Here is a 22,377-nt window from a genome sequence, read left to right as displayed (position 1 = left end):
GGTCCTTAATAATTTGCCTAGGACCTCTAGGTAAGCCTAGCGTCCCTGGTCATGAAGCCGGTGACCGAACACGACATCCGCGCGTCCTTCGTCAATTCCACCAAGGGCGAGGCGAAGCGCATGCACGTGCCCAAGGATCTTGCCGCACGACCGTGGGACGACCTGGACTTCCTCGGCTGGCGTGATCCCGCCGCCCCCGACCGCGCGTACCTGGTGATCGAACTGGACGGACGGCTCGTCGGCATCGCGCTGCGCAGGGCGGCCCAGGCCGGGCGGGCGCGCAAGACGATGTGCGCGTGGTGCCTGACCACGCATTCCGGCGACGGGGTGTCGTTGATGACCGCGCGCAAGGCGGGGAAGTCCGGGCAGCTGGGCAACTCCGTCGGCGTCTACGTGTGCGCGGACCTGGAGTGCTCGCTGTACCTGCGGGGGAAGAAGAGCGCGGGACCGGGGTCGCGGTTCAAGGAGTCGATCACGCTCGACGAGCAGGTCGAGCGGATGGCCGGCGGGGTCGGCGCGTTCCTCGAACGGGTGAACTCGTAGGAAGCGGACGTGGACACCCCACGTCCGCGAGCAGAGCAGGTTCTCAGAGTTCGAGCACCAGCTCGGCCGCGCACGCGCGGGCACAGGGCCACGGGTCGCCGCACTCGGTGCAGCCGGTCTCAGCAGGCACGTGGGCCTCGAGGACGCTCACCGCTCGGTTGCGGTAGCGCTCCAGGTCCGTCTCCCAGTTGTGGCGGGAGGACGCGGTCGCACTGGTCATGTTCATCAGTCCTCAGCTAGTGCTGTCGGTCACAGCATGCACCCGAATGACCCGACTTGGACGGCAATTTCGCGAATCAAGACCGCGTGGCGCGGCATCATGTCCACATGGACATTCCGGCGCTGGTGGCCGCGGCCGCGCGTGGGGACCAGAGCGCGTGGGACGCCCTGGTCAGACAGTTCAGCGGACTGCTGTGGTCGATCGCCCGCGCCTACCGCCTCAGTGACGCCGACGCGGCCGACGCCGTCCAGTGCACGTGGATCAAGCTGGTCGAGCACCTCGACCGCATCGCCGAACCGGAGCGTCTCGCGGGCTGGCTCTCGACCACCGCGCGGCACGAGTGCCTGCAGATCATCCGCAGGTCAGGCCGTCTGCCGGAACCCGCCGAGGAGATCGAGGACTCCCCCGACCCCGCCCCGGCGATCGACCACGAGCTGCTCGAAGGCGAACGCAACGCCGCGCTCTGGCGTGTCTTCGAGGACCTGCCGGAGCGGTGCCGGCGGCTGCTGCGCGTGCTGATGGCCTCGCCGCCGCCCGCCTACGCCGACGCCGCGCTCGCCCTGGACATGCCGGTCGGCAGCATCGGACCCATCCGGCAGCGCTGCCTCGGCAAGCTGAAAGCGCTGGTCAAGGGCCACTCAGTGCTGGAGGAACGGTCATGAACGACGACGACTTCCTCGACGTCCTGCGCGCCGCCGCCGACGAGTTCGACCCGGTCCCGGCGGGCGTGCTGCGCGATGCGAGCGCCGCCCTGGCACTGCGCACCCTCGACGCCGAACTGGCCGAGCTCATCGAGGACGAGGCGCTCGTCCGCGGCGACGGACCGCTCACGCTGGCCTTCGAGTCCGAGCGGGTCACGGTCAGCCTGGAGATCAGCGACGACGTGGTCCGCGGCCTGGTCACCGGCGCCGAGGGCGAGGCGGTGGTGGAGACGCCGCGGTCACGCCGTGCGGTGCCGATCGCCGATGGCTGGTTCACGGCGACCGAGGTGCCGCCAGGCCTGGTGCGCATCCGTGTCACGGCGCACGACGGCACCCCGGTCGTCACGCGGTGGGTGCGCCGCTGAGCAACTGAAGGTCAGCCCGCAGGTGGTCGAGCGCACTGCGATAGAGCTGCGGGCCGACCGACACGCGAGCCACACCGGCCGCGCGAAGCTCCTCCAGCGACCCGCCCTCCAACGGCAGCCCGGCGTTCACCACGGCAACGGCGGCGACCACCTCGCGGAGGTCCGCTGGCCCTGCTCCCGGCACGAACACGCAGTCGGCGCCAGCCGACCAATACGCCCTGGCGCGGCTGACGGCGTCGGCCAGCCTGTCGTCCCCGTGGTGCGGAGAGGCCGGGAAGTACGAGTCGACGCGGGCGTTGATGACCAGCGGCACTCCGGCGCGGCCGGCGGCCTCCCGCATCGCCCCGAGGTACGCGGCACGCACGTCCACGTCGACCAGGCCGCCGTTCACGTGGTCGGTGTCCTCGATGTTGCAGCCGGCGGCACCGATCCCGACGAGCAGTTCGACCAGCTCACCCGGTGCCAGCCCGTACCCGGCCTCGGCGTCGACGGTCACCGGCACCTCGACCGACGCCGCGATGCGCCCGGCGACGAACATCATCTCCTCGCGAGGGGCGCCCTCGCCGTCGTCATACCCCAGCGCCGCCGCGATCGCGTTGCTCGCCGTCGCGACCACCGGGAACCCCGCGTCCACGACAGCACGCGCGCTGCCGACGTCCCAGGCGTTCGGGAGGACCAGCGGGTCACCGGGGACGTGCAGCGAACGCAGGAGTTCGGCCTTCGCGGCCAGATCGGTCACCATGGGTCCGGAAGGCCCTTTCCAGTCGTGATCAGGCTGTGCAGGCTGCCGTTGACGTAGTGCAGCCACCCGGTGGAGCACGCGCCGTAGCACTCCACGTCCGGCACCAGCCCGACGTGGGCGAACCGCAGCTCGGTACCGCCGGCCGAGGCGACGATGTCGAAGACGATCTCGCTGCCGGTCCACTCACCCGGCTCCGAGACGAACGACAGGTGGCTGTCGGTGACCTGCCAGACCACGCGGCGGCCCGGCTCGAGCTCGGCCACGCGCTGGCGGCTGTAGTGCTGCGGCGGATGCCGGTAGGTGAACTCGGCGCCCACCTCGTCGGCGCGCCCCAGCACCTCGCCGGTCCACCACGCGCGGACGTCCAGGACGGCGGCGAAGACCTCGTCCGGTGACTGTCCGACCGTGTACGACGTCGAGTAGCTGCGAGCTGTGCTCGTGGTCATGAGTGATCCTCTCGGTCCCGCTGGATGCGTTCGGCGATCCGCTTGATCCGCTGCAGCCGGGCGTCCCAGGTCGCGCCGACCGCGGACAGCTGGGCGACCGCACGGGCGAGCTGCGCGTCGTCCACCTCGTAACGGCGCTCGCGTCCCGCCGTCATCGCGTGCACCAGGCCGACGCGGTCCAGCACACCGAGGTGCTTGGCGACCGCCTGCCGCGTGACGGGCAGCCGTTCGCTGAGCGTGGTCGCCGTGCCGCCGCCCTCGGCGAGCAGCAGGTCGAGCATCCGGCGCCGCGTCGGGTCGCCGACCGCCGACCAGAGGTCGTCGTCGATCACGGTCGCGCGACGAGCGCGTTGGCCCGCGTGACGAGGCGCGGCAGGAAGTGGTCCCAGCCGCGGGTGTGGTCGCGGTAGGCCTCCTCCAGCACGGCGGCCTCCCACCCGCGCTCGCAGAAGCCGGTCTCCTTGAACCGCAGCAGCGTGCCGTTGTCGGCCGGAACGAGGTCCATGGTGACGAGCAGCGAGTCGCCCGACGTGCCTTCGTCGTACACCCAGCGGAACGCGAACCGGCGCGGCGGATCGGCCTCCACCACGGTGAGCTGCTCGACCTTGGCGTCCGGCGAGGCCGGGTCGCCGAAGACGATCCGGCCGGTGCCACCGGGTACGGGGTCGAGCTCCGCGTCGTCGGGCCACCATTCGCGCAGGTGCTCCGCGGAGCTGATCACTTCGTAGACCACCTCGGGAGCGGCGTCGATGCGCAGCTCCCGTTCGATGCTTCCGAACTCCATGCGACTCTCCCGGTCTCAGTGCAACCATCGGTTGCGCATCAACCTAACCGGGGCGTCGTGCTCGCGCAACCTTTGGTTGCATGAATCTCGGACCGGCATGTATTTGCACGGCAGGTGGCCCCCTCCTCCCTGGTACAAGGGGACTAGAGGGGGAAACGCACATGGTCTGCTTCATCCTGCCCGCGCACCTGCTCATCGAGCTCGCGGAAGCCGGCAACATCGACATCCGCGACGCCGTCCCGACTCTGCTCGCCTCGGCCGCCCTGCGCACCCAGCGCGACACGCTCACCGAGGCCGTCCAGTTCCTCGGCCTGGGCGCCGACCAGTTGCGCGGACCGGCCAGCGAGTTCAAGGCCGTGCACGACGTCCAGGGCGGCGACGAGCGCAACCTGCCCGGCGTCATGCGCCGCAAGGAAGGCGACGGCGCCAGCAGCGATCCCGCCGTCAACGACGCCTTCGACAACGCCGACCAGACCTACGACTTCTACCGCGACGTCCTCGGGCGGCACAGCGTCGACGGCAACGGCCTCAGGCTCGTCTCGTCCGTCCACTTCGGACGCGGCTTCGACAATGCCTTCTGGGACGGCACGCAGATGGTCTACGGCGACGGCAGCGGCAAGGTCTTCCAGCCCGGCGCGCTCTCTCGCGACATTTCCGTCGTGGGGCACGAGATCACGCACGGCGTCGTCCAGCACACGGCGGGCCTGCGGTACCGCAAGCAGTCCGGCGCGCTCAACGAGTCCATGGCCGACGTCTTCGGCTCGCTCGTCAAGCAGCACGCCCTCGGCCAGTCCGCCGACCAGGCCGACTGGCTCATCGGCGCGGGCATCCTCGGCACGCAGCTGCAGGGCGTCGCGCTGCGGTCGATGAAGGACCCCGGCACGGCCCACCAGCTCGACCGCCAGCCCGCCCACATGCGTTCGTACGTCGACCTTCCCGACGACGGCAACCCGCGCAACGACAACGGCGGCGTGCACATCAACTCCGGCATCCCCAACAAGGCTTTTCACCTCACGGCGACGCGGCTGGGCGGCAACGCGTGGGAGAAGGCGGGCAAGGTCTGGTACGACGCGCTCGCCACGAAGCTCAAGGTGAACTCGAACTTCGCCGACGCGGCCGCGGCGACCACCGCGAGCGCCCAGGCGCTGTTCGGGGCCGACGTCGCGGGCGTGGTGCGCGCCTCGTGGAACGACGTCGGCGTCACCGCCTGATCACGGATTTCTACTGTGCCCGCACGGAATCGTGGGCCGTTTCCGTCACCTCCAGTTCGCCGGTGCCCAAGCAGGGCTGACAACCACCGCACGTATCGCGGGCGTATCGAATTCCGCATACGTCACCGCAACCGTCCTCGGCCTTGGGTGAAGGCATGGCTCGTGCCGAGGACGAAGGAGATGGCGTGACTACTGGGGGACAGTGGAACCGGCGTTCGGTGCTGCGCGGTGCTGCCGCGATGGCCGGTGCCGTCGCAGCCGCACCGCTGCTGGGTGGGGTGGCCACCGCGCTGGGCGGCGACGCGGACGCGTTGTTCAAGGCAGGGAAGTTCGAGGAGGCCGGCCGCGCGTACGAGAAGATCCTGAAATCAGACCCCGCGAACGTGCGCGCGGCCCGTCAACGCGGCTACGTCGGCCTGCTGGCCAACAAGTTCGCCGACGCCGAGAAGTATCTGCAGAAGGCTCTTGAGCTGGCGCCCGGCGACATGGACGCGCACCAGCTCCTGGCCGACTGCTACCTGCGGCAGGACAAGCTCGCCGCCTCCGTGCCGCACTGGCGAGCGATCGGCGAGGAGTCCTACGCGAAGTGGTTCTCGGCGGTCCAGGGCGCGCCGTACCAGATCCACGGCGACATCGGCCGGGCCGAGTTCCTGAGGATGGACCCGATGCCGCAGGTGGAGGTCTCGCTCAACGGCGGACCGCCCAAGCACTTCACCTTCTACACCGGCGCCCCGAGCATGGGCATGCGTTCCACCGTGGCGAAAGAAGCCGGGCTGACCCCCGTCGCCAGCCAGAAGATCGACTACGAGGGCGGCCAGATCTGGGCGCACTACGGCGTGCTGGAGTCGTTCAAGGTGGGCGGCCTCGAACTGCGCAACGTTCCCGTGGGCTGGTCGTCGACCGAGTCGGGCGAGGACGTCGACACCGACAACGACGGCATGATCGGCACGTGGGTCTTCTACCACCTGCTGACCACCTTCGACTACGCCGGCCGCTCGCTGATCCTGCGCCGCCCGACGCCGGACGCGGTCAAGACGGCGAGCGCGGGCACCAAGCCCCTGCCGCTGTGGCTGGCCGGCGACCACTACCTGCACAGCATCGGCAGCATCGCGGGCTCCGGACCACGGGTGATGGGCACGAACTTCGGCGGCAGCGGCGTGATGGCCGCGGTCGTGTTCGGGGACACGGCCGAGCGGCTGAAGATCCGCACCGACCACGACCGCCCGCTCGAGACGTTCGGCCACAGCGCGCCGACGGTCGTCCTTCCCTGCTATCCCGAGGAGATCCGTGTCGGCAGTGCCGTCGCCAGGGACATCTACTGCGAGGCGGCCACTCGCGGCGGTACCAACGAGTACGGGTTCGACGTGCCCGCCGCCGTCTTCCAGTGCTTCTGGAAGCCCTACAACATCACGCTCGACTTCACCGGCATGAACCTCTACGTGGCGCCCGGCAAGGCCACCTGATGGCTTAGCTCCGTGTGGATCGTGGCGCGGGTGACCGGCTCGCCGCAGTGGTGGCAGACCAGGTCGACCTGGAGCGGTTCGCCGCAGGAGTGCCGGCGGACGAGGGCCGGGCTGTCCACCGCCCACCTGTCGCCCCACTGGGACAGGGCGAGCATGACCGGGAACAGTTCCCGCCCCGCCTCGGTGAGGTGGTACTCGTGGCGGGGCGGGTGCTCGCTGTAGAGCCGGCGTTCGACGACTCCCGCGGCCTCGAGCTTGCGCAGCCGGTCGGCCAGCAGGTCGCGGGACGCGCCCGTGTAGCCGGCGATGCGGGCGAAGCGGTGCACGCCGTAGCCGATCTCCCGCAGAGCCAGCAGCGACCACCGCTCGCCGAGGATGTCCAGAGCGGCCGCGAGCGAGCACGGACGAGCCCCCAGGGGAAGGTCGCCCATGTCGATGCCGGGCCGCGCTTCGGAATCGGTCATCACCCCAGCCTAGTCCGGTGTGTTGTGTTTTCCAACTCACTGCCCTACCGTGGCGACGAGTCGGTAGGAAAACACAACACACTGGCCTTGAGGTGCAGATGACCCCGCAGCTGAGTGAAACCGGGATCGGCATTCCCGGAACGACTAGCCACTTCCTCGAGACAGGGCAGGGCCGGCTTCGTTACCTGACCGGCGGCAGCGGCACGCCCCTGGTCCTGCTGCACACCGTGCGCACCCAGGCCGAGCACTTCCGCCAGCTCGTCCCGTTGGTCCAGCAGCGCTACACCGTCTACGCGCTGGACCTGCCGGGCATGGGCCACTCGCAGATCGTGCCCGGCGCGTCCTACGACGAACCCGCGATGCGCGACGCCGTCAAAAGCCTTGTCACGCAACTGGATCTGCGGGACGTGACGCTGCTCGGCGAGTCGATGGGCGCCGTGCTCGCCCTCACCACGGCCGCCGACCTGCCCGATCGCGTCCACCGGGTCGTGGCGGTGAACGCCTACGACTACGCCGGCGGAATCGCCAGGTCCAGCCTCCTGGCCAGGCTGATCATCACCGGCGTCATCGCACCGGGCGTGGGACCGCTGCTCGCCCGCCTGGAACCCAAACCGGTCATGCGCGCCATCCTGTCCGGCGGCCTCGGCGACCCGGCCGCTCTGCGCGAGGACTACCTCGACGAACTCCTCGCCGTCGGCCACCGCCCCGGCTACTCGACCGTCGCCCGCGCCGTGTACCGCAACCTGCCCAGCCTCGCCGCGGCCCGCGCCCGCTACCGCGACGTCACCGCACCGGTCCACTTCGTCTACGGCGAGAAGGACTGGTCCCGGACCTCGGACCGGCACGCCAACAGGGAACTGCTGCCCGGCGCCGAGTTCACCCAGGTCCTGGGCGCCGGGCACTTCATCGCCCTGGAACGCCCCGACGTGCTGGACGCGGTCGCATGACCACCAAGCTCCCGGCGAAACTGGCCGCGCACCCGTCCGTGCAGGCAGTGCTCGCTCGACAGGCGGCGAACCCGCCCGAAGTGATCGACGCGGCCTGGCTGCGCGACCTGTGCCTAGCGGCAGGCGCCGACGACATGGCCGTGGTCAGCCTGGACCACCCCGACCTGGCCGGCGAACGCGAGCACGTGCTCACCGCGTTGCCCGGCACGCGTTCCCTCATCGCGATGGTGTTCCGCATGAACCGCGACAACTGCCGCTCCCCCGCCCGCAGCGTCGCGAACCAGGAGTTCCACCAGACCGACGAGCTGGCCAACCACACCGCCCGCAGCGTCACCCAGGCCCTGCAGGACGCCGGCTACCGCGCGCTCAACCCGTCCGTCGGCTTCCCCCAGGAGATGGACCGCTATCCCGGACGGATCTGGGTGGTCGCGCACAAGACCGTCGCGGTGGCAGGAGGGCTCGGCGTCATGGGCCTGCACCGCAACGTCATCCACCCGAAGTTCGGCAGCTTCGTACTGCTGGCCACCGTGCTGGTCGACGCGGAGGTCAGCGCGTACGGCCAGGCGCTGGACTACAACCCGTGCATCGACTGCAAGTTGTGCGTCGCCGCCTGCCCGGTCGGCGCCATCCGCAAGGACGGCGGCTTCGACGCGCTGGGCTGCGCCACGCACAACTACCGCGAGTTCATGAGCGGCTTCACCGACTGGGTGCAGACCGTGGCCGACAGCGAGGACGCCGCCGACTACCGCGCCAGGGTCACCGACTCCGAAAGCGCCTCCATGTGGCAGAGCCTCGCGTCGCCACCCGGTTACAAGTCGGGCTACTGCGTGGCGGTCTGCCCCGCGGGTGAGGACGTCCTGGGCCCGTACCTCGACGACCGCAAGACCTTCATGGACACCGTGCTGCGACCGTTGCAGGAGAAGACGGAGACCCTCTACGTCATGCCGGGCTCGGCCGCGCAGGAACACGCTCAGCGCCGCTTCCCCCACAAACCGACCAAGGAGGTCAGCGGCGGCTGGCAACCCCCGGCCAAGAGGACTTGACCAGGCTCAGCACCCACGGCTGGCATGCTGGCGGCGTGATCAACGTCCTCGGCAACGGTTCCGTGCCCCGCCTCGTCGTGTTCGACCTCGACGGGACGCTCTATCCCCGTGAGGCCTACGCGGAGCAGGTACTCGCGGTGATCGGCCGCATGTTCGTGGAACTGCAGGGCGCTTCCGAGGCACACGCGGACGCGAAGGTGGCCGAACTGCGAGAGGCGATGCGCATCAACTGGTCAGGAACGTCGACGACGTCGTTCGTGCGGGCCAACGGGTTCGACGTCGCGCAGTGGCTGCGGTACCGCGAGACCCATCTGTCCATCGCGGACGGCCTGCGCCACGACGAGGACGTGGTGCGGGAGCTCGGCAGACTTCGCGAGGTGGTGCCGATCGTGTTGCTCACCAACAACACGAGGGGCTCGATGAAGTCCATTCTGGACAAGGTCGGCATCGGGACCGGCGGCTTCACCGAGGTGTTCAGCTCGGAGGACGCAGGGGACACGCCCAAGCCCGATCCGGGGGCGTTCCGGGTGGTGCTCGACCGGTTCGGCGTGCCCGCCGCGCACACGTGGAGCGTCGGGGACCGGGTGGACATCGACATCGACCCGCTGCTGCGGCTCGGCGGTGCCGGCATCGCCGTGGACGGGCCCGCCGATCTGGGCGCCGCCGTCGACCACCTCGTCGGGCTGGTCAGTCGGGCTTGATGCTGCCGTCCGGGTCGACGTGGAAGCCGGGGATGTCCAGCACCGCCTTGTGGTTGGTGAGCCTGGCGCCGATGAACCAGCGCGAGCCGCCGGAGCGAACACCCTCGAACAGGACGTCCTCCTCGAAGGTCACCCCGGTGAACCGGCTGGTGTCGCGGAAGTCCGCGCCGACGAACCGGGCGACGCCGGTGAAACGGGCGTCGGTGAAGCGCGCGGTGCCGATGAAGACGGCGTGCTCGCAGTCGAAGCCGCCGGTGAACACGCACCCACGTGCGTTGAAGTCGACCAGCACCGCCCGGCTGAGGTCCAGCGTGACGCCCCAGAACTCCGGCTCGCGCAGGTGCCGGGTGAGGACCGTTCCCGCGGCCCGGCGGACGTGCATCTCCTGCTGGGTCTCCAGGTCGTGGTCGCCGTCGGCGAAGGGCATGCGCAGGTACGCGCAGATGACGTCCGCGACCACCTGCCGCTGATGCGGGTTCTCCTGCGCGAGGCGTTCCAACGCGTAGAGGCCCGCGATGCGCACCTGGGCCAGCGGTGAGCCGAGGTGCTCGGTGGCCTTCACGTAGAGGTCGGTGAGGCGGCGTTCGTCGGCGTCACGGGTGGTGACGACAGCGATGACCTCCTGGTGCCACTGCCGCCGCACGGCCAGGAACAGCACGATGCTGCCGCCGCCCGCCAGCCCGACGGTGAAGCCGGTCCTGATCGCCTCCATCCGGCGTGCCGGATCGGAGCCGGCCTCGAAGAGCAGCCAGACGAGCACCGCGGCGGTCAGGACGACGACGAGCACCGCGCACGCCACGATCACCCACCGGCGAAGCGGCCGTAACTCCACCTGCTGTCTGGTGCTCATGGAAGTTGATGATGGCTTGCCGGCAGTGCACACGGCTGCTTTTCGCCCAATGCGAGCACGCAAATGCCAACACTCGCCGTGGCGTCCAACGCAGGTCGCTACGCTGGATCACGTGACCGGCACCTCGCGAACCCGTGCGTACCTCGCGCGCGTGCTCGCCGTGCTCGCGCTGGTGGCCGGTGTCGCGATGATGCAGGGCACCCCGTGCGAGACGGAGTTCGCCTGGACCGCGCAGTGCCCGACGTCGAGCACCCACGCGGTGGCCCACTCCGACCAGACCGACGACGGCGGGTTGCTCGAGGGCATCCTCGTCGCGGGCGCGTGTCTCGTCGTGGCGCTGGCGGTGCTGATCGGGTTCGCCGTGCTGCGGCGGTCCGGGTCCGTGCCGGCGCGGCTGGTGCCACACCCCGTCCGGTCTCGTCCTTCACGTCGGCCGCACGTACGGCTGGCGCAGCTCTGCGTGCTGCGCGCCTAGACCGAACCCGTTCTTCGGTCCTGTTCCTCAGCCTTCGTGGAGTTCTGTCATGTCCAAAAACGCCCGTCTGTCCCTGGTCATCGTCGCCGTCGTCGCAGTGGTGGTCGCCGGTTTCCTGCTGTTCGCCCGCAACGACACGACCGCCGCGTCGCGGTCCGGCGACGGCAAGGTGTCCGTCGTCGAGTACCTCGACCTGGAGTGCCCGTCCTGCCGCGCCGCCTACCCCAGCGTGGTCAAGCTCAAGGGCGAGTACGCCGACCGCGTCACCTTCACCATCAAGCACTTCCCCATCCCCAGCCACCGCAACGCCGAACTGGCCGCCGTCGCCGTCGAGGCCGCGGACGCGCAGGGCAAGCGGGACGAGATGTTCGAGGTGATGTACGAGTCGCAGCAGCAGTGGGGCGGGCAGCAGACCTCGCAACGGGCCGCGTTCGTCTCGTTCGCCCATCAGCTCAGGCTCGACACCGCCGCGTTCGAGAAGGCGCTCGACGACCCGGCGCTGAGCGAGCGGGTGCTCGCGTCGCGCACCGAGGGGTCGAAGCTCGGGGTGCAGGGCACGCCGACGTTCTTCGTCAACGGCACCAAGTTCAGCGGCATCCCCAACTACGAGAACCTCAAGACGGCGATCGACCGGGAGCTCTCGAAGTGAACCGGATCGTCGCGTGGGTGCTCACCGTCGGCGGGTTCGTCGGCCTGCTCGCCTCGTTCGTGCTGACGGTCGAGAAGATCGCGCTGCTCAAGGACCCGTCCTACGTGCCGACCTGCAGCATCAACCCGGTGCTGAGCTGTGGCTCGGTCATGCGCACGCCGCAGGCCGAGGTGTTCGGCTTCCCGAACCCGTTGCTGGGCGTCGCGGGGTTCGCGGTCGTGACGACGCTGGGCGTTGTGCTGCTGGCCGGGGTGTCGTTGCCGCGGTGGATGTGGATCGGGCTGCAGGCCGGGGTGACCTTCGGAGTGCTGTTCGTGCACTGGCTGATCTTCCAGTCGCTGTACGAGATCGGCGCGCTGTGCCCCTATTGCATGGTCGTGTGGGCGGTGACGATCCCGATCTTCTGGTACACGACGCTGCGCACCGTCCGGCCGACCTTCCAGTACCACAGCGTCGTGCTGATCCTGTGGTATCTGGTGGTCGGAGCCGGTGTGCTGCAAGCGTTCTGGTTCTACTGGTCGACGCTGGTCTAGCGGTTCGGCGGTGCCGGGGTCAGGCTCCGGCACCACCGTCGACCGGCACGATCGCGCCGGTCACCATCGAGGCGCGGTCGCTGAGCAGCCACGCCGCCACCTCGGCCACCTCGCGGGGTTCCGCCATGCGGCCGAGCGGGGTCCCGGCGTTGAGATGTTCGACGATGCCGGGCGACGCGGCCTCCCACGCGTCGATCATCTCCGTGGCGGTGCCGCCAGGGGTGATGCCGTTGACCCGGATGCCCTCGCGGCCCCAGGTCACGGCCGCGGTCTCGGTGATGCTGTTGAGCGCGCGCTTCATCGCCCCGTACGCGGGGAGCGCGGGGTTCGCGCGGCGGCTGCCGATGCTCGAGGTGTTGACGATCGCCCCGCCGCCGGTGCGGCGCATGAGCGCGGCCTCGGCGTTCATCGCGGTCCAGTGGGAGCGGAAGTTCACCGCGAACTGCTCGTCGACGTCGTCGTCGCTCGTGGTGTCGAGCGGGCCGGGGTGCTGGATCGTCGCGCCGTTGTTGAAGGCGCCGTCGAGCCGTCCGTGCAGGTCCTCGACGCGGTCGACGGCGGCGCGGACGCTCGCCCGGTCGGCGAGGTCCAGGGTGACGGCGTCCGCGACGCCGCCGTCGGCGCGGATCTCGCCGACGATGCGGTCGAGGGCGTCGGTGCCGCGGGCGGCCAGCACGACGGAGGCGCCCTCGGAGGCGAAGAGCCGGGCCGCCGCCGCTCCGATGCCGCGGCTGGCTCCGGTGATGAACACGACCTTGCCGGAGAGCAGGCCGATCGAGTCGCTGTTGTTGGTCATGTCCACAGCGTCAGCCGGCCTGCGGGCCGGAGACAGGCACAGGCCGTACCAGGATCCGGCGCCGCTCACCGGGCAGACTCGGGGTATGGACAAGCGCGAACTCGGGGCATTCCTCCGCAGCCGGCGCGAGCGGCTGCGGCCGGAGGACGTCGGCCTTCCCGCCGGACCTCGCCGCCGGACACCGGGCCTGCGCCGGGAGGAGGCCGCGGTCCTGGCGCACATCTCCACGGAGTACTACGTCCGGCTCGAGCAGGGCCGGGCGCCGCGCCCGTCGGGTGAGGTCCTCGCCGGGATCGCGGGCGCCCTGCGACTCACCGACGCCGAGTCCGACCACCTGCACGTCCTCGCCGGCACCGCGCCGATCCGCACCGGGTTGCACCGGCGCGACGTCCGCCCGAGCATAGTGCGGCTGCTCGAACGGCTGCCGCACACGGCCGGGTTCGTGATCTCCGCCGTGTTCGAGGTGCTCGCGTGGAACGACCTCGCGGCCGCGCTCATGGAGGACTTCGCCGGGCTCGACGAGAAGGACCGCAACCTCGCCCGCCGCGCCTTCCTCGGGCCGGAACGCACGCCGCTGTACGGGATCTCCGACGCCGCCGAGTTCCGCCACCACGTCGTCATGGAGCTCCGCTCCGCCCTCGCCCGCTACCCGGCGGATCCCGCGGTGACCGGTCTCGTCGACGAACTCCTGGCCGGCAGTGCCGACTTCGCCCGGCTCTGGGCACGGCACGACGTGCAGGCCGCGCCGATGCTGACGAAGACCTTCCAGCACCCGGTGGTCGGGGAGGTCACCGTCGACTGCGACACGCTCGCGCTCACGGACCACGACCAGCACCTCGTGCTCTACACCGCGCCACCGGGATCGCCCGGATCGGAGGCGCTGGCGCTGTTGGCCGTGCTGGGAACCGAGAGCTTCACCCGGTAGCGGTCGCCGCGTGAAGAATGAATCCGTGAAGATGAACAACGACCAGCCGCGGGAGGACTCCACCAGGGTTGCGGTGGCAGAGACGTTCCCTCTGTCATCACTGGAAAGGAATCGCAGACTCGATGAACGGTCTACGAAAAGCTCTGGCCTGTGCCGCGGCCGGCCTGTCCCTGGCCGGCGTGTTCACGGCATCGGCCCAAGCCGCGCCCGAGGTCAAGGTCGGAGTCGGACACTGGTCCAGGAACTGCGACTACGGGCATGCCTGCATCTATCCCGACCAGCCCTCGCCGGGGCTGTGGTGGGTCTTCGACGCCTGTGGGTTCCATGACTTCGGCTTGCTTCCCTGGTCCGGCAAGGCCCACGGCAACCCGTTCCGGGTGACCTACCAGGACGGCCGCTGGGACGACGTCGAGGCGTGGACCAGCCGGCGGCTGGACGCTCGCAACCAGGCCAAGTACGTCTACGTGTACTGCTGAGGCCCTACCTCAGGACTGCTCGCAGGTCGTCGATGCCGGTGAAGTGATGGCCGCGCATCCCGACGAGCTCGGCGGCTCGGACGTTCTCCAGTTTGTCGTCCACGAACAGGATGTCGTCGTCGCCGAGCTCGTCGCGGCACCACTCGAACGCCTTGCGCTCCGGTTTCGCGGCGCCGATCCGGCACGAGAACCCGCGCACCTCGAACAAGTCCAGCCACGCGTAGGTGCGCTCGAAGTTCTGTGCGTGGTCCTCGGGGATGTTGGACAGCAACGCGATCCGCTGACCGGCCCTGTGCAGGTCGTGCAGGAACGCGACCATCTCGTAGTCCACGCGGCTCCAGCTCTCGACGTCCAGGTCGACGAGCGGAGGGTGGCCGACGAGCGCCCAGTACTGCGTGGCCGTCACATCACCGCGGTCGTAGGCGGGGCGATGCGCCCAGTACGCGTCCCAGAACTGCGGCGAGGTGCTCATCCGCTCCATCACCTCGGGCGACTGGTCGCGCGCGATCACGCCGAACATGTCGAAGAGCACGATCACGCCGTCACCACCGTCACGCCCGCCGCAGCGAGGTCTTCGTCGCCGTCCGCGTCCGTCACCACAGCGTCCAGGCAGGACGCCGGGGCCACGTACGCCAGCGCGGTGCGGGTCAGTTTCGAGGCGTCCACGGCCGCGATCACGCGCCGGGCCGAGGAGATGGCGGCCCGTTTCACCGAGGCGTCCTCCAGGTCGAAAGCGGTGAGTCCCTGCGCGGCGGAGAGCCCGCAGCAGCCGATCACGGCGGTGTCGAAGCGCAGAGCCTGCAGGGACGCCAGCGTCAACGGGCCGGTCAACGCCAGCTCGCCGGGACGTGGACGGCCGCCGGGCACGAGCAGGGTCAGGGTGGAGCTGGACGACAGGGCGTTGACCGCGTGCAGCGAGAGGGGCATGACCGTCAGGCGGCGGTCGTGCAGCAGCCGCGCGACCGCCAGGCACGTGGTGCCGCTGTCCAGGACGACCGACTCGCCATCCGCGATCAGGCCCGCGACGGTGGTAGCGATGCGGCGCTTGGCCTCCATGTTCTCGTCGGAGCGCAACGCGAACGGGGGCTCGGAGCCGCGCAGGAGCAGGCTGCGGGCGCCGCCCCGGTAGCGTTCGAGGACGCCCTGAGCTGCGAGAACCTCCAGGTCGCGGCGGATGGTCATCTCGGACGCGCCGGTGAGCGCGGCCAGGTCGACCACGCCGAGGGAGCCGGCGTCGCGGACGGCCTCGGTGATCTGCTTCAAACGGGACACAGCGCGATTGAACATCAGTGATGTTCGAAACTCAAACTTTCGAACACGCCGATCGTTCGTTAGCGTGCAGCACGTGAACGCTCTCAAGGCCGCGCGAGTGGCCACCTTCACGTACTTCGGGCTCAACGGGTTCCTGCTCGGGCTGTGGCTCGTGCACATCCCGACGGTCGAGCAGCGCACCGGCATCGACCACGCCGAGCTCGGCAGGCTGCTGCTGTTGCTCGGCCTGGGCGCGTTCGTGGGCATGCGGATCGGCGGCAAGATCGCCGACCGGATGGGCGTGAAGCTGATCCTGCCGATCGCGGGTGTGTTCTGCAGCGTCACGGCGGTGCTGCCCGGCGTGGCCACCGGACAGTGGACGCTCGGTGCGGCATTGCTCATCTTCGGCATCGGCAACGGCCTGATCGACGTCAGCATGAACGCGCACGCCGTGGTGGTGGAACGGCACTACAAGCGCCCGGTGATGTCGGCGTTCCACGCGACGTGGTCGCTCGGTGGTGTGGCGGCGGCGTTGACCGGTGCGCGCACCCTGAGCTGGGAGCTCTCCCCCGCCGTCACGCTGACCGCCGCGGGAGCGCTCGGTGTCGTCATCAGCCTCCTCACGGCCAGGGCGCTGCTCGACGAGAAGGAAGAGCCGCACGTCGTGCAGGAGGCCGGGAAGCGCAGGGTGCCTCGCAAGATCTGGGTCATGGCGGTGCTCGCGGGTCTGATCATGCTGAGCGAGGGCTCGGCGAACGACTGGAGCGTGCTGCACCTGCAGGACGTGCTGGGCGCCTCGCCGGAGATCGCGGCGCTGGCCTACGGCGCGTTCGCGACGACGATGACGACCGGCCGGCTGCTCGCGGACCGGGTCACCGCCAGGGTCGGGCCGGTGGCGGTGCTGCGCTGGGGATCCGCGATCGGGGCCGCGGGCATCGCGACGGCGGCGCTGTCGCCGTGGATCTGGCTGGCGCTGGTGGGCTGGGCGATCGCCGGGGCCGGGCTCGCGGGCACCGTGCCGCAGCTGTTCAGCGCCGCGGGCCACGCGGAGGCCGGCGCGGCCGCGGCGAACATGTCGCGCGTGGTGGGGATCGGGTACCTCGGCGTGCTGGCCGGACCCGCGGTGATCGGGTGGATGACGCACGTCATGCCGCTCAACGTCGCGTTCCTGCTGCCGGTCGCGTTCTGCGTGATCGCGGCATTCTCCGCAGGCGTGTTGCGGACCGAATCCGCCGAGGAGCGGGTGTCGGCGTAAGACTGTGCGGCATGGATCTCGCCACTCTGGATCTCACGACCGCACACCTCGCCGACGCGTGCATCCGGTCGAACATCCCGGTCCGCACGGCCACCCTGACGCCGGTCGTGCCCGGCACCAAGACCGCCGGCCGCGTCCTGCCCGCCCGGCACGCGGGCAGCGTCGACATCTTCCTGGAGGCCATCGAACGGTCCGAGCCCGGCGACGTGCTGGTCGTCGACAACGACGGCCGCACCGACGAGGCCTGCGTGGGCGACCTGATCGTGCTCGAGGCGCAGGCCGCGGGGCTGGCCGGCGTGGTGATCTGGGGGCTGCACCGCGACACCCAGGACATCCGCGCGATCGGGCTGCCGGTGTTCAGCCAGGGCACCAACCCGACCGGCCCGCTGAGCCTGCGTGACCGTGCGCCCGAGGCTCTCTCGACGGCAGAGGTCGGCCAGTGGACCGTCACGTCCGACGACGTGGTGTTCGGCGACGACGACGGAGTGTTGTTCGTGCCCGCGTCCGAGGTCGAGGTCGTCGTGGCCAAGGCGGCCGGGATCCGTGACGTCGAACGAGCGCAGGCCGAGCGGGTCAGGCAAGGTGAGTCCCTGCGCGGCCAGCTTCAGTTCGCCGACTACCTGGCGAGCGGGCTGACGTTCCGCGAGCATCTGCGCAAGATCGGCGGCGCAGTCGAGGAGTGAGGCCATGATCGCGGATCGATACCGGGCTCGAGCCCAAGCGTTCGAGGCGAAGGTCGCCGCCGTGCGCGCGGACCAGTGGGACAACCCCTCGCCGTGTGCCCGATGGACCGCGCTCGAGGTGGTGGACCACATCATCGACATGCACGGCGTGATGCTCGGCCAGCAGATCCCACGGACCGATGACCCGCTCACGGACTTCCGCGAGGCCCGGCGCCAGGTGCAGGAGGCGCTGGACTCGGACCGTGCGCGCGGCGAGGTCTCCACATCCGCGGGCCCGATGACGCTCGAGGACCACGTCGACCAGGTCGTGAGCGACGACCTGGTGCTGCACGGCTGGGACCTCGCCCGCGCCACCGGCCAGGACGAGACGATCCCGGCACCGGACGTGGAACGGCTCTGGGCGTCGGCCCGGTCCGTGCCCGCCGACCTGATGGAACGCTTCCGCACGCCCGGCGCGTTCGGTCCCGGCGTCGAGGTCTACGGCGCCGAGATCGAGGTGCCCGCGGACGCCCCGCTGCAGGACCGGCTGCTCGGGTATGTGGGCCGCGACCCCTTGTCGAAAAGCGTCTGAGCACTTCGACGGCACCGTGTAGGGCAGCCGCTGAGAGGAACTCGCACCATGGACTGGACCCTGGAAGTCATCGTCGTGCCGGTCTCGGACATCGACCGCGCGAAGCACTTCTACGAAGAGCAGCTCGGTTTCAAGGTCGACCACGACACGACGTTCAACGAGAACACCCGCGTCCTGCAGCTCACCCCGCCCGGCTCGGGCTGCTCGATCGTGATGGGCAAGGGCATCGCGGAAGGCGTGCCCGGCACGTTGAAGGGCGTGCAGCTGGTCGTCTCCGACCTGCAGAAGGCCCGCGCGCAGCTCGTCGAGCGCGGCGTCGAGGTCGGCGAGATCGTGCGCATGAACGAACAGGACGGCGGGTCGTTCATCTTCTTCGACGACCCGGACGGCAACAGCTGGGCCGTGCAGGAGATCAAGGCCCGCGCAACCTCTGGGGAGCGGAAATGAAGTACATGCTGGTGACCTTCGGCGGCAACCAGGAGGACTGGGAGGGCATCGCCGCGTGGTCGGACGAGGACATGCACCGCATGGTCGAGTACATGCGCACGCTCAACGCCGAGCTGGAAGCCAACGGTGAGCTGCTGCAGGCCGAGGGTCTGAGCGGCCCGGCGCGCGCGTTCGTGGTGCGCGGCGGTGACGGCGACAAGCCGATCGTGGTCGACGGGCCGTACGCGGAGTCCAAGGAGGTCATCGCCGGGTACTGGGTGGTGGACGTGGACAGCCACGAGCGGGTCGTGGAGATCGCTCGCCGGGCTTCGGCGTGTCCCGGTCCCGGCGGGAAGATCCTCAACGCGCCGATCGAGGTGCACCCGATCACGGGGGCGCCGGACGTGGACCCGGAAGCCATGGCGCCGTACAAGAAGTAGCGGTGTGGGGCCGGGCTCACCCGGCCCCACACGCCGTCACTTCAGGTCGTACGCGCGGATGATGGTCTGCTGGACCTCACCGCCCGCGTCCGCCGCACGAGCCTTGAACGACACGTTCTTGGCCCCGTGCGGGTGGAACAACGTGACCTGCCACCCGTTGCGGTTCTTCCACAACGGCACCGGTTTCCACGTCTTGCCCTCGTCGTAGGACACCTGCACCGCCGGGTCCTTGATGTCGGTGACGACGCCCGTTCCGTTGCGCTCCACCGTGATCGGCACGGTGACGACACGACCGGCGCGGTTGTGCTCGTCCAGGCGCGGTGCGAACCGGACCGCCAGCAGCGGCACCGGCTTGTAGTCCTCGCCCGGCACGTTCTCGGACGTGAACTGCCAGTCGGCGGTGAGCTGCGACGACTGCGTGTCGCGGGTCGCCTCGACGTGGGCGAAGTAGCGCTTCTTCTCCGCCGGCGCATTCGGGATGTAGGCGTAGCCAGCGGAGGGCTGGTCGGAGATGACCTTGCCGTCCAGCGTCACGACGGTGCGTGCGGTACTCACGGCGCTGTTGCCGGCCATGCCTTGTGCGGCGTGGATCGGCAGGTCCAGCCGCAGCACGTTGCCAGCGCGGCCGGCGAACCGGACGTAGCGGGAGTCGTTGGGCACACCGGGGCCGTAGACCGCGCTGTTCCAGTGCTCCTCGGTGGTGCGCCCGAGCTTGAACGTGCGCGGGACGGCCGAGAACTGGTAGCCGTAGCCGGGGTACTCGCCCACCTTCGCGAACTCCGAGAGCGAGCCCGACCACTCCACGTCCGGCGTGTAGAACTCCTTGAGCCGCAACGGCAGCGGGCCCGAGGCACCGTCGTCGCGCTGACCGACCGAGCCCGGCACGCGGACGTGCGTCACCGAGTCGACCTTGGCCAGCTCGCGGTCCTTCACCACGCGCTGGACGTCGGCCGGCACGCGGGTCTTCTCGGTGATCCGCACGTGGTACTGGTACGGGCTGCCGTCGAAGAAGCCGTTGCCGTCCGGGCGGGCCAGGACGCTCTGCGAGTAGAACGTGAACTTCGGCCACACCGACTTGGACGGGCGCACGGACAGGCCCTCGAAGTCGCGCAGGATCCAGGTGGTGCCGGTGGTTCCCCAGTTGGTGATCATGCCGAAGCCCAGCTCGGACGTGGCCGGCCTGGCCTCCTTCTGGTCGACCGTGATCGCGGGCTGGTTGCCCTGGCGCGCGTCGATCACGAGCTCGCTGTCGGCCGTGACGCTGAACGCCGGTTCGATCGCCGCCATGGTCTTGCCGCGCTTGGTGGGGTCGGCGTTGGGCGTGTAGACCGACCCGTCGAAGAAGTACGCGCCCTTGGGCAGACGCAGGACGATCGGCTCGGACGGGTCAGTGCGGAAGTACGCCTTCGGCTGGTCGATGCTGACGAACCGGTAGGTGTAGCTCGACGCCGCCTTGCCGTTCAGGTCGACGAACGAGAGCTTCACGTTGTAGCTCTCGGTCTCCTTCTCCACACCGACCGCCACGCGTGTTCCGTCCGAGGCGACGACGACCGCGCCGTAGATCGCGTCCGGCACGTTCGCCCGAGTGTCCGCGGTGACGACGGCGTCGGCGGTTCCGCCGGCCGGAATGGTCAGCTTGGCCGGCGAGACGCTGAACAGGCCGGTTGCCGCGGGCTTCACGTCCGTCACGCTCAGATCGAGCGTCACCGAAGCGGTGCCGTTGTTGCGGTAGGTCAGCTTCTGCGTGATGGGCTGGTCGTCGCCGTGCGGCCACTGCGCGACGCCCAGCGAGAAGCTGCCGTGGTTCGTGGAGACGCCGGCGGACACAGCGCGTCCCACGTCGAGACGTCCGGAGCCCTGCTCGTAGATGCTCAGCGACGGGTTCGGCTTGGCCGAGTTCATCAGCGCCGCCTTGATGTCCTCGCCCTTCCACGACGGGTGCTGCGAAGCGAGGATCGCCGCCGCACCCGCCACGTGCGGGGTCGCCATCGACGTGCCGGACAGCGCGACGTGTCCTTCGTCGACGGGCGTGCCGATCTGGCCGTTCTTGGCCTTCGCGGCCACGATGCCGACGCCCGGCGCCGTGATGTCGGGCTTGACCGCGTTGTTCGTCCAGCGCGGGCCGCGCGAGGAGAACTCGGCGAGCTTGTCGTCGCGGTCCACGGCGCCGACGGTGAGGGCGGCGTCGGCGGCGGCGGGCGAGCCGATCGGGCCACCGGAGTTGCCCGCGGCGACCACGAACAGGGCGCCGGTCTGCGCGGTGATGCGGTTGAGCGCCAGCGACATCGGGTCGGTGCCCTCGTCGGGCCACGAGCTGCCCAGGCTCATGTTGATGATCTTGGCCTTGGTGGCGGCCCACTCCATGCCGGCGATGATGTCGCTCTCGCGGCCGCCGCCGTAGTCGCCGAGCACCTTGCCGTTGACGATCTTCGAGTCGGGCGCGATGCCCTTGTACTTGCCCTCGCCCGTGATCGTGGAGGCGACGTGCGTGCCGTGGCCGAGGCGGTCGTCGGTGGAGTCGCTGTCGCTGAAGTTCTTCGACTCGACGACGGCACCCGCGAGGTCCGGGTGCGTCTCGTCGACGCCGGTGTCGAGCACGGCCACCGTGACGTCCTTGCCGGTGAGGCCCTTCGCCCACGCCTGGGGCGCGCCGACCTGCGCGGCGCTGCGGTCCAGTGACGCGGAGACCTTGCCGTCAAGCCAGATCCTGCCGGTACCCGCCGCCCGAGCACCGGACCAGAAGCCGCCGCTCTTGTCCGCGCTCAGAGCGTGAGCGCCGATGCTCGGCAACGACTCGGCACCGGCCGCGCTGATCCCCTGCCCCTGCACGATCAGCGGAATGGTCTTGCTCGAGGCGTCGTCGTAGCCGGATCTGGCGAGCAGCGTGACGTCGAACAGCCGCGCGTCCAGCTCACCGGAGTCGAGCCGGGTCTGGGCGTCCGCGGGCACGACGTGCAGGTCGCCCTGGGTGTCCTTGAAGGTCCGGAACTCGGCGTCCGCCCTGCCCTGAGCGCGCCTGACCTGGACCTTTCCGTCGGTGACGACGACCTTGTCACCGGTGACGAGCGTGACCTCGGTGGTCAGCCCGTCGGCGCGTGCTTCCTGCTGTGGTGCGGCTGCCGCGGAAACAGGAACGGCTGCCGTGGTGGCAACCACGACAGCCGTCAGCCCTGCGGCGAGATGTGATCGTTTCAATGCGAACTCCCCTGGTTCACTGTGGAGGTGTTAGCCCTCAGTGACTGAGACACGCCTCAGGGTTATCGCGTTGTACGCCAGGTCACATCAACGTTTCACAGATTGGCCCGCTCAGCGGCCGCCTAGCTGTAGTGCCCTGAGACGTTGTTGATGCGGGTGATGGGTGGTTTGCCGCCGAGTGCGGTGTGGGCCCGGTGGTGGTTGTAGTGGTGCAGGAACTCG

General features: G+C 69.8%; 29 protein-coding genes. 18 read left to right on the top strand and 11 right to left on the bottom strand.

The window, feature by feature from the left end:
- Positions 1–51: 51 nt before the first annotated feature.
- On the top strand, positions 52–543 hold the full coding sequence (locus ABZ345_RS21845) for an FBP domain-containing protein (protein WP_359851510.1): 492 nt from the start codon (positions 52–54) through the stop codon (positions 541–543).
- Between the two features lie 43 nt (positions 544–586).
- Here the strand turns inward: ABZ345_RS21845 and ABZ345_RS21840 are convergent, their stop codons facing one another.
- Entirely contained in the window at positions 587–763 is a 177-nt protein-coding gene (locus ABZ345_RS21840) for a hypothetical protein (RefSeq protein ID WP_359851507.1), read from the bottom strand.
- A gap of 107 nt (positions 764–870) precedes the next feature.
- Between ABZ345_RS21840 and ABZ345_RS21835 the strand changes: the two genes are divergently transcribed.
- Together ABZ345_RS21835 and ABZ345_RS21830 are read left to right on the top strand one after the other, a co-directional pair.
- Entirely contained in the window at positions 871–1,425 is a 555-nt protein-coding gene (locus tag ABZ345_RS21835) for a sigma-70 family RNA polymerase sigma factor (protein ID WP_359851504.1), read from the top strand.
- Positions 1,422–1,829, top strand: coding sequence for a hypothetical protein (locus ABZ345_RS21830; RefSeq protein WP_359851502.1), 408 nt, complete (start codon positions 1,422–1,424; stop codon positions 1,827–1,829). Before ABZ345_RS21835 ends, ABZ345_RS21830 begins: the two co-directional genes overlap by 4 nt.
- Here ABZ345_RS21830 and ABZ345_RS21825 read toward each other — a convergent pair.
- From ABZ345_RS21825 to ABZ345_RS21810, 4 genes are read right to left on the bottom strand one after another with little or no spacing between them, the layout of a single operon-like run.
- Positions 1,807–2,571: an isocitrate lyase/phosphoenolpyruvate mutase family protein gene (locus ABZ345_RS21825; RefSeq protein ID WP_359851499.1), complete on the bottom strand. Its 765-nt coding sequence runs from the start codon at positions 2,569–2,571 to the stop codon at positions 1,807–1,809. The genes ABZ345_RS21830 and ABZ345_RS21825 overlap by 23 nt on opposite strands.
- The gene (locus ABZ345_RS21820) at positions 2,565–3,017 is read right to left on the bottom strand and encodes an SRPBCC domain-containing protein (protein WP_359851496.1); all 453 of its coding nucleotides are present in this window, start codon (positions 3,015–3,017) and stop codon (positions 2,565–2,567) included. The genes ABZ345_RS21825 and ABZ345_RS21820 overlap by 7 nt, the downstream gene beginning before the upstream one ends.
- Positions 3,014–3,349 carry a metalloregulator ArsR/SmtB family transcription factor gene (locus ABZ345_RS21815; RefSeq protein WP_359851493.1) on the bottom strand — a complete coding sequence of 112 codons (336 nt, stop codon included), beginning with the start codon at positions 3,347–3,349 and terminating at the stop codon, positions 3,014–3,016. The genes ABZ345_RS21820 and ABZ345_RS21815 overlap by 4 nt, the downstream gene beginning before the upstream one ends.
- Entirely contained in the window at positions 3,346–3,801 is a 456-nt protein-coding gene (locus ABZ345_RS21810; protein ID WP_359851490.1) for an SRPBCC domain-containing protein, read from the bottom strand. The genes ABZ345_RS21815 and ABZ345_RS21810 overlap by 4 nt, the downstream gene beginning before the upstream one ends.
- A 161-nt stretch (positions 3,802–3,962) precedes the next feature.
- Here ABZ345_RS21810 and ABZ345_RS21805 point away from each other — a divergent pair, with 161 nt between their 5' ends.
- Together ABZ345_RS21805 and ABZ345_RS21800 are read left to right on the top strand one after the other, a co-directional pair.
- Positions 3,963–5,012: a M4 family metallopeptidase gene (locus ABZ345_RS21805; protein ID WP_359851487.1), complete on the top strand. Its 1,050-nt coding sequence runs from the start codon at positions 3,963–3,965 to the stop codon at positions 5,010–5,012.
- Positions 5,013–5,197: 185 nt separating this feature from the next.
- Positions 5,198–6,475: a tetratricopeptide repeat protein gene (locus ABZ345_RS21800; protein WP_359851484.1), complete on the top strand. Its 1,278-nt coding sequence runs from the start codon at positions 5,198–5,200 to the stop codon at positions 6,473–6,475.
- Here the strand turns inward: ABZ345_RS21800 and ABZ345_RS21795 are convergent.
- Complete coding sequence (locus ABZ345_RS21795) at positions 6,448–6,939, bottom strand: helix-turn-helix domain-containing protein (protein WP_359851481.1); 492 nt, start codon at positions 6,937–6,939, stop codon at positions 6,448–6,450. The two genes, ABZ345_RS21800 and ABZ345_RS21795, sit on opposite strands and share 28 nt — an antisense overlap.
- Before the next feature lie 98 nt (positions 6,940–7,037).
- Between ABZ345_RS21795 and ABZ345_RS21790 the strand changes: the two genes are divergently transcribed.
- Genes ABZ345_RS21790 through ABZ345_RS21780 form a run of 3 tightly spaced genes read left to right on the top strand, consistent with a single transcriptional unit; the run spans position 7,038 to position 9,630 of the window.
- Positions 7,038–7,886: an alpha/beta hydrolase gene (locus ABZ345_RS21790; protein WP_359851478.1), complete on the top strand. Its 849-nt coding sequence runs from the start codon at positions 7,038–7,040 to the stop codon at positions 7,884–7,886.
- Complete coding sequence (locus tag ABZ345_RS21785) at positions 7,883–8,929, top strand: 4Fe-4S binding protein (protein ID WP_359851475.1); 1,047 nt, start codon at positions 7,883–7,885, stop codon at positions 8,927–8,929. The genes ABZ345_RS21790 and ABZ345_RS21785 overlap by 4 nt, the downstream gene beginning before the upstream one ends.
- Positions 8,930–8,964: 35 nt before the next feature.
- On the top strand, positions 8,965–9,630 hold the full coding sequence (locus ABZ345_RS21780; RefSeq protein WP_359851472.1) for an HAD family hydrolase: 666 nt from the start codon (positions 8,965–8,967) through the stop codon (positions 9,628–9,630).
- Here ABZ345_RS21780 and ABZ345_RS21775 read toward each other — a convergent pair.
- The gene (locus tag ABZ345_RS21775; RefSeq protein ID WP_359851469.1) at positions 9,617–10,480 is read right to left on the bottom strand and encodes a pentapeptide repeat-containing protein; all 864 of its coding nucleotides are present in this window, start codon (positions 10,478–10,480) and stop codon (positions 9,617–9,619) included. The genes ABZ345_RS21780 and ABZ345_RS21775 overlap by 14 nt on opposite strands.
- 112 nt (positions 10,481–10,592) lie before the next feature.
- Here ABZ345_RS21775 and ABZ345_RS21770 point away from each other — a divergent pair, with 112 nt between their 5' ends.
- The 3 genes from ABZ345_RS21770 to ABZ345_RS21760 are packed head-to-tail and all read left to right on the top strand — an operon-like array spanning position 10,593 to position 12,137.
- Positions 10,593–10,955 carry a hypothetical protein gene (locus ABZ345_RS21770; RefSeq protein ID WP_359851466.1) on the top strand — a complete coding sequence of 121 codons (363 nt, stop codon included), beginning with the start codon at positions 10,593–10,595 and terminating at the stop codon, positions 10,953–10,955.
- 49 nt (positions 10,956–11,004) lie between these two features.
- Positions 11,005–11,604: a thioredoxin domain-containing protein gene (locus ABZ345_RS21765; RefSeq protein WP_359851463.1), complete on the top strand. Its 600-nt coding sequence runs from the start codon at positions 11,005–11,007 to the stop codon at positions 11,602–11,604.
- Positions 11,601–12,137: a vitamin K epoxide reductase family protein gene (locus ABZ345_RS21760; RefSeq protein ID WP_359851460.1), complete on the top strand. Its 537-nt coding sequence runs from the start codon at positions 11,601–11,603 to the stop codon at positions 12,135–12,137. The genes ABZ345_RS21765 and ABZ345_RS21760 overlap by 4 nt, the downstream gene beginning before the upstream one ends.
- Before the next feature lie 19 nt (positions 12,138–12,156).
- Here the strand turns inward: ABZ345_RS21760 and ABZ345_RS21755 are convergent, their stop codons facing one another.
- Complete coding sequence (locus tag ABZ345_RS21755; protein WP_359851457.1) at positions 12,157–12,933, bottom strand: SDR family oxidoreductase; 777 nt, start codon at positions 12,931–12,933, stop codon at positions 12,157–12,159.
- Between the two features lie 85 nt (positions 12,934–13,018).
- Between ABZ345_RS21755 and ABZ345_RS21750 the strand changes: the two genes are divergently transcribed.
- The gene (locus ABZ345_RS21750) at positions 13,019–13,858 is read left to right on the top strand and encodes a helix-turn-helix transcriptional regulator (protein ID WP_359851454.1); all 840 of its coding nucleotides are present in this window, start codon (positions 13,019–13,021) and stop codon (positions 13,856–13,858) included.
- Between the two features lie 122 nt (positions 13,859–13,980).
- Positions 13,981–14,334 (top strand): hypothetical protein, encoded by a 354-nt coding sequence (locus ABZ345_RS21745; RefSeq protein WP_359851452.1) that lies wholly within the window; start codon positions 13,981–13,983, stop codon positions 14,332–14,334.
- A gap of 4 nt (positions 14,335–14,338) precedes the next feature.
- Here ABZ345_RS21745 and ABZ345_RS21740 read toward each other — a convergent pair whose 3' ends face one another.
- Positions 14,339–14,872 carry an HAD family hydrolase gene (locus tag ABZ345_RS21740; protein ID WP_359851450.1) on the bottom strand — a complete coding sequence of 178 codons (534 nt, stop codon included), beginning with the start codon at positions 14,870–14,872 and terminating at the stop codon, positions 14,339–14,341.
- Entirely contained in the window at positions 14,869–15,606 is a 738-nt protein-coding gene (locus ABZ345_RS21735; protein WP_359851447.1) for a DeoR/GlpR family DNA-binding transcription regulator, read from the bottom strand. Before ABZ345_RS21735 ends, ABZ345_RS21740 begins: the two co-directional genes overlap by 4 nt.
- Between ABZ345_RS21735 and ABZ345_RS21730 the strand changes: the two genes are divergently transcribed.
- Genes ABZ345_RS21730 through ABZ345_RS21710 form a run of 5 tightly spaced genes read left to right on the top strand, consistent with a single transcriptional unit; the run spans position 15,509 to position 18,960 of the window.
- On the top strand, positions 15,509–16,840 hold the full coding sequence (locus ABZ345_RS21730; RefSeq protein ID WP_359851445.1) for an MFS transporter: 1,332 nt from the start codon (positions 15,509–15,511) through the stop codon (positions 16,838–16,840). The two genes, ABZ345_RS21735 and ABZ345_RS21730, sit on opposite strands and share 98 nt — an antisense overlap.
- 11 nt (positions 16,841–16,851) lie before the next feature.
- The gene (locus tag ABZ345_RS21725; protein WP_359851442.1) at positions 16,852–17,523 is read left to right on the top strand and encodes an RraA family protein; all 672 of its coding nucleotides are present in this window, start codon (positions 16,852–16,854) and stop codon (positions 17,521–17,523) included.
- 4 nt (positions 17,524–17,527) lie between these two features.
- Positions 17,528–18,094, top strand: coding sequence for a TIGR03086 family metal-binding protein (locus tag ABZ345_RS21720; RefSeq protein WP_359851439.1), 567 nt, complete (start codon positions 17,528–17,530; stop codon positions 18,092–18,094).
- A gap of 48 nt (positions 18,095–18,142) precedes the next feature.
- Entirely contained in the window at positions 18,143–18,541 is a 399-nt protein-coding gene (locus ABZ345_RS21715; RefSeq protein ID WP_359851436.1) for a VOC family protein, read from the top strand.
- Positions 18,538–18,960 carry a YciI family protein gene (locus ABZ345_RS21710; protein WP_359851433.1) on the top strand — a complete coding sequence of 141 codons (423 nt, stop codon included), beginning with the start codon at positions 18,538–18,540 and terminating at the stop codon, positions 18,958–18,960. The genes ABZ345_RS21715 and ABZ345_RS21710 overlap by 4 nt, the downstream gene beginning before the upstream one ends.
- Positions 18,961–18,996: 36 nt before the next feature.
- On the opposite strand, the gene ABZ345_RS21705 is transcribed toward ABZ345_RS21710, so the two are convergent.
- Positions 18,997–22,155, bottom strand: coding sequence for a S8 family peptidase (locus ABZ345_RS21705; protein WP_359851430.1), 3,159 nt, complete (start codon positions 22,153–22,155; stop codon positions 18,997–18,999).
- Positions 22,156–22,377 lie beyond the last annotated feature (222 nt).

The sequence above is a fragment of the Lentzea sp. NPDC005914 genome, from assembly GCF_040629405.1.
Taxonomy (GTDB): domain Bacteria; phylum Actinomycetota; class Actinomycetes; order Mycobacteriales; family Pseudonocardiaceae; genus Lentzea.
Note: the sequence above shows the minus strand (reverse complement) of the source record. Positions and strands in the feature narration are given on the sequence as shown.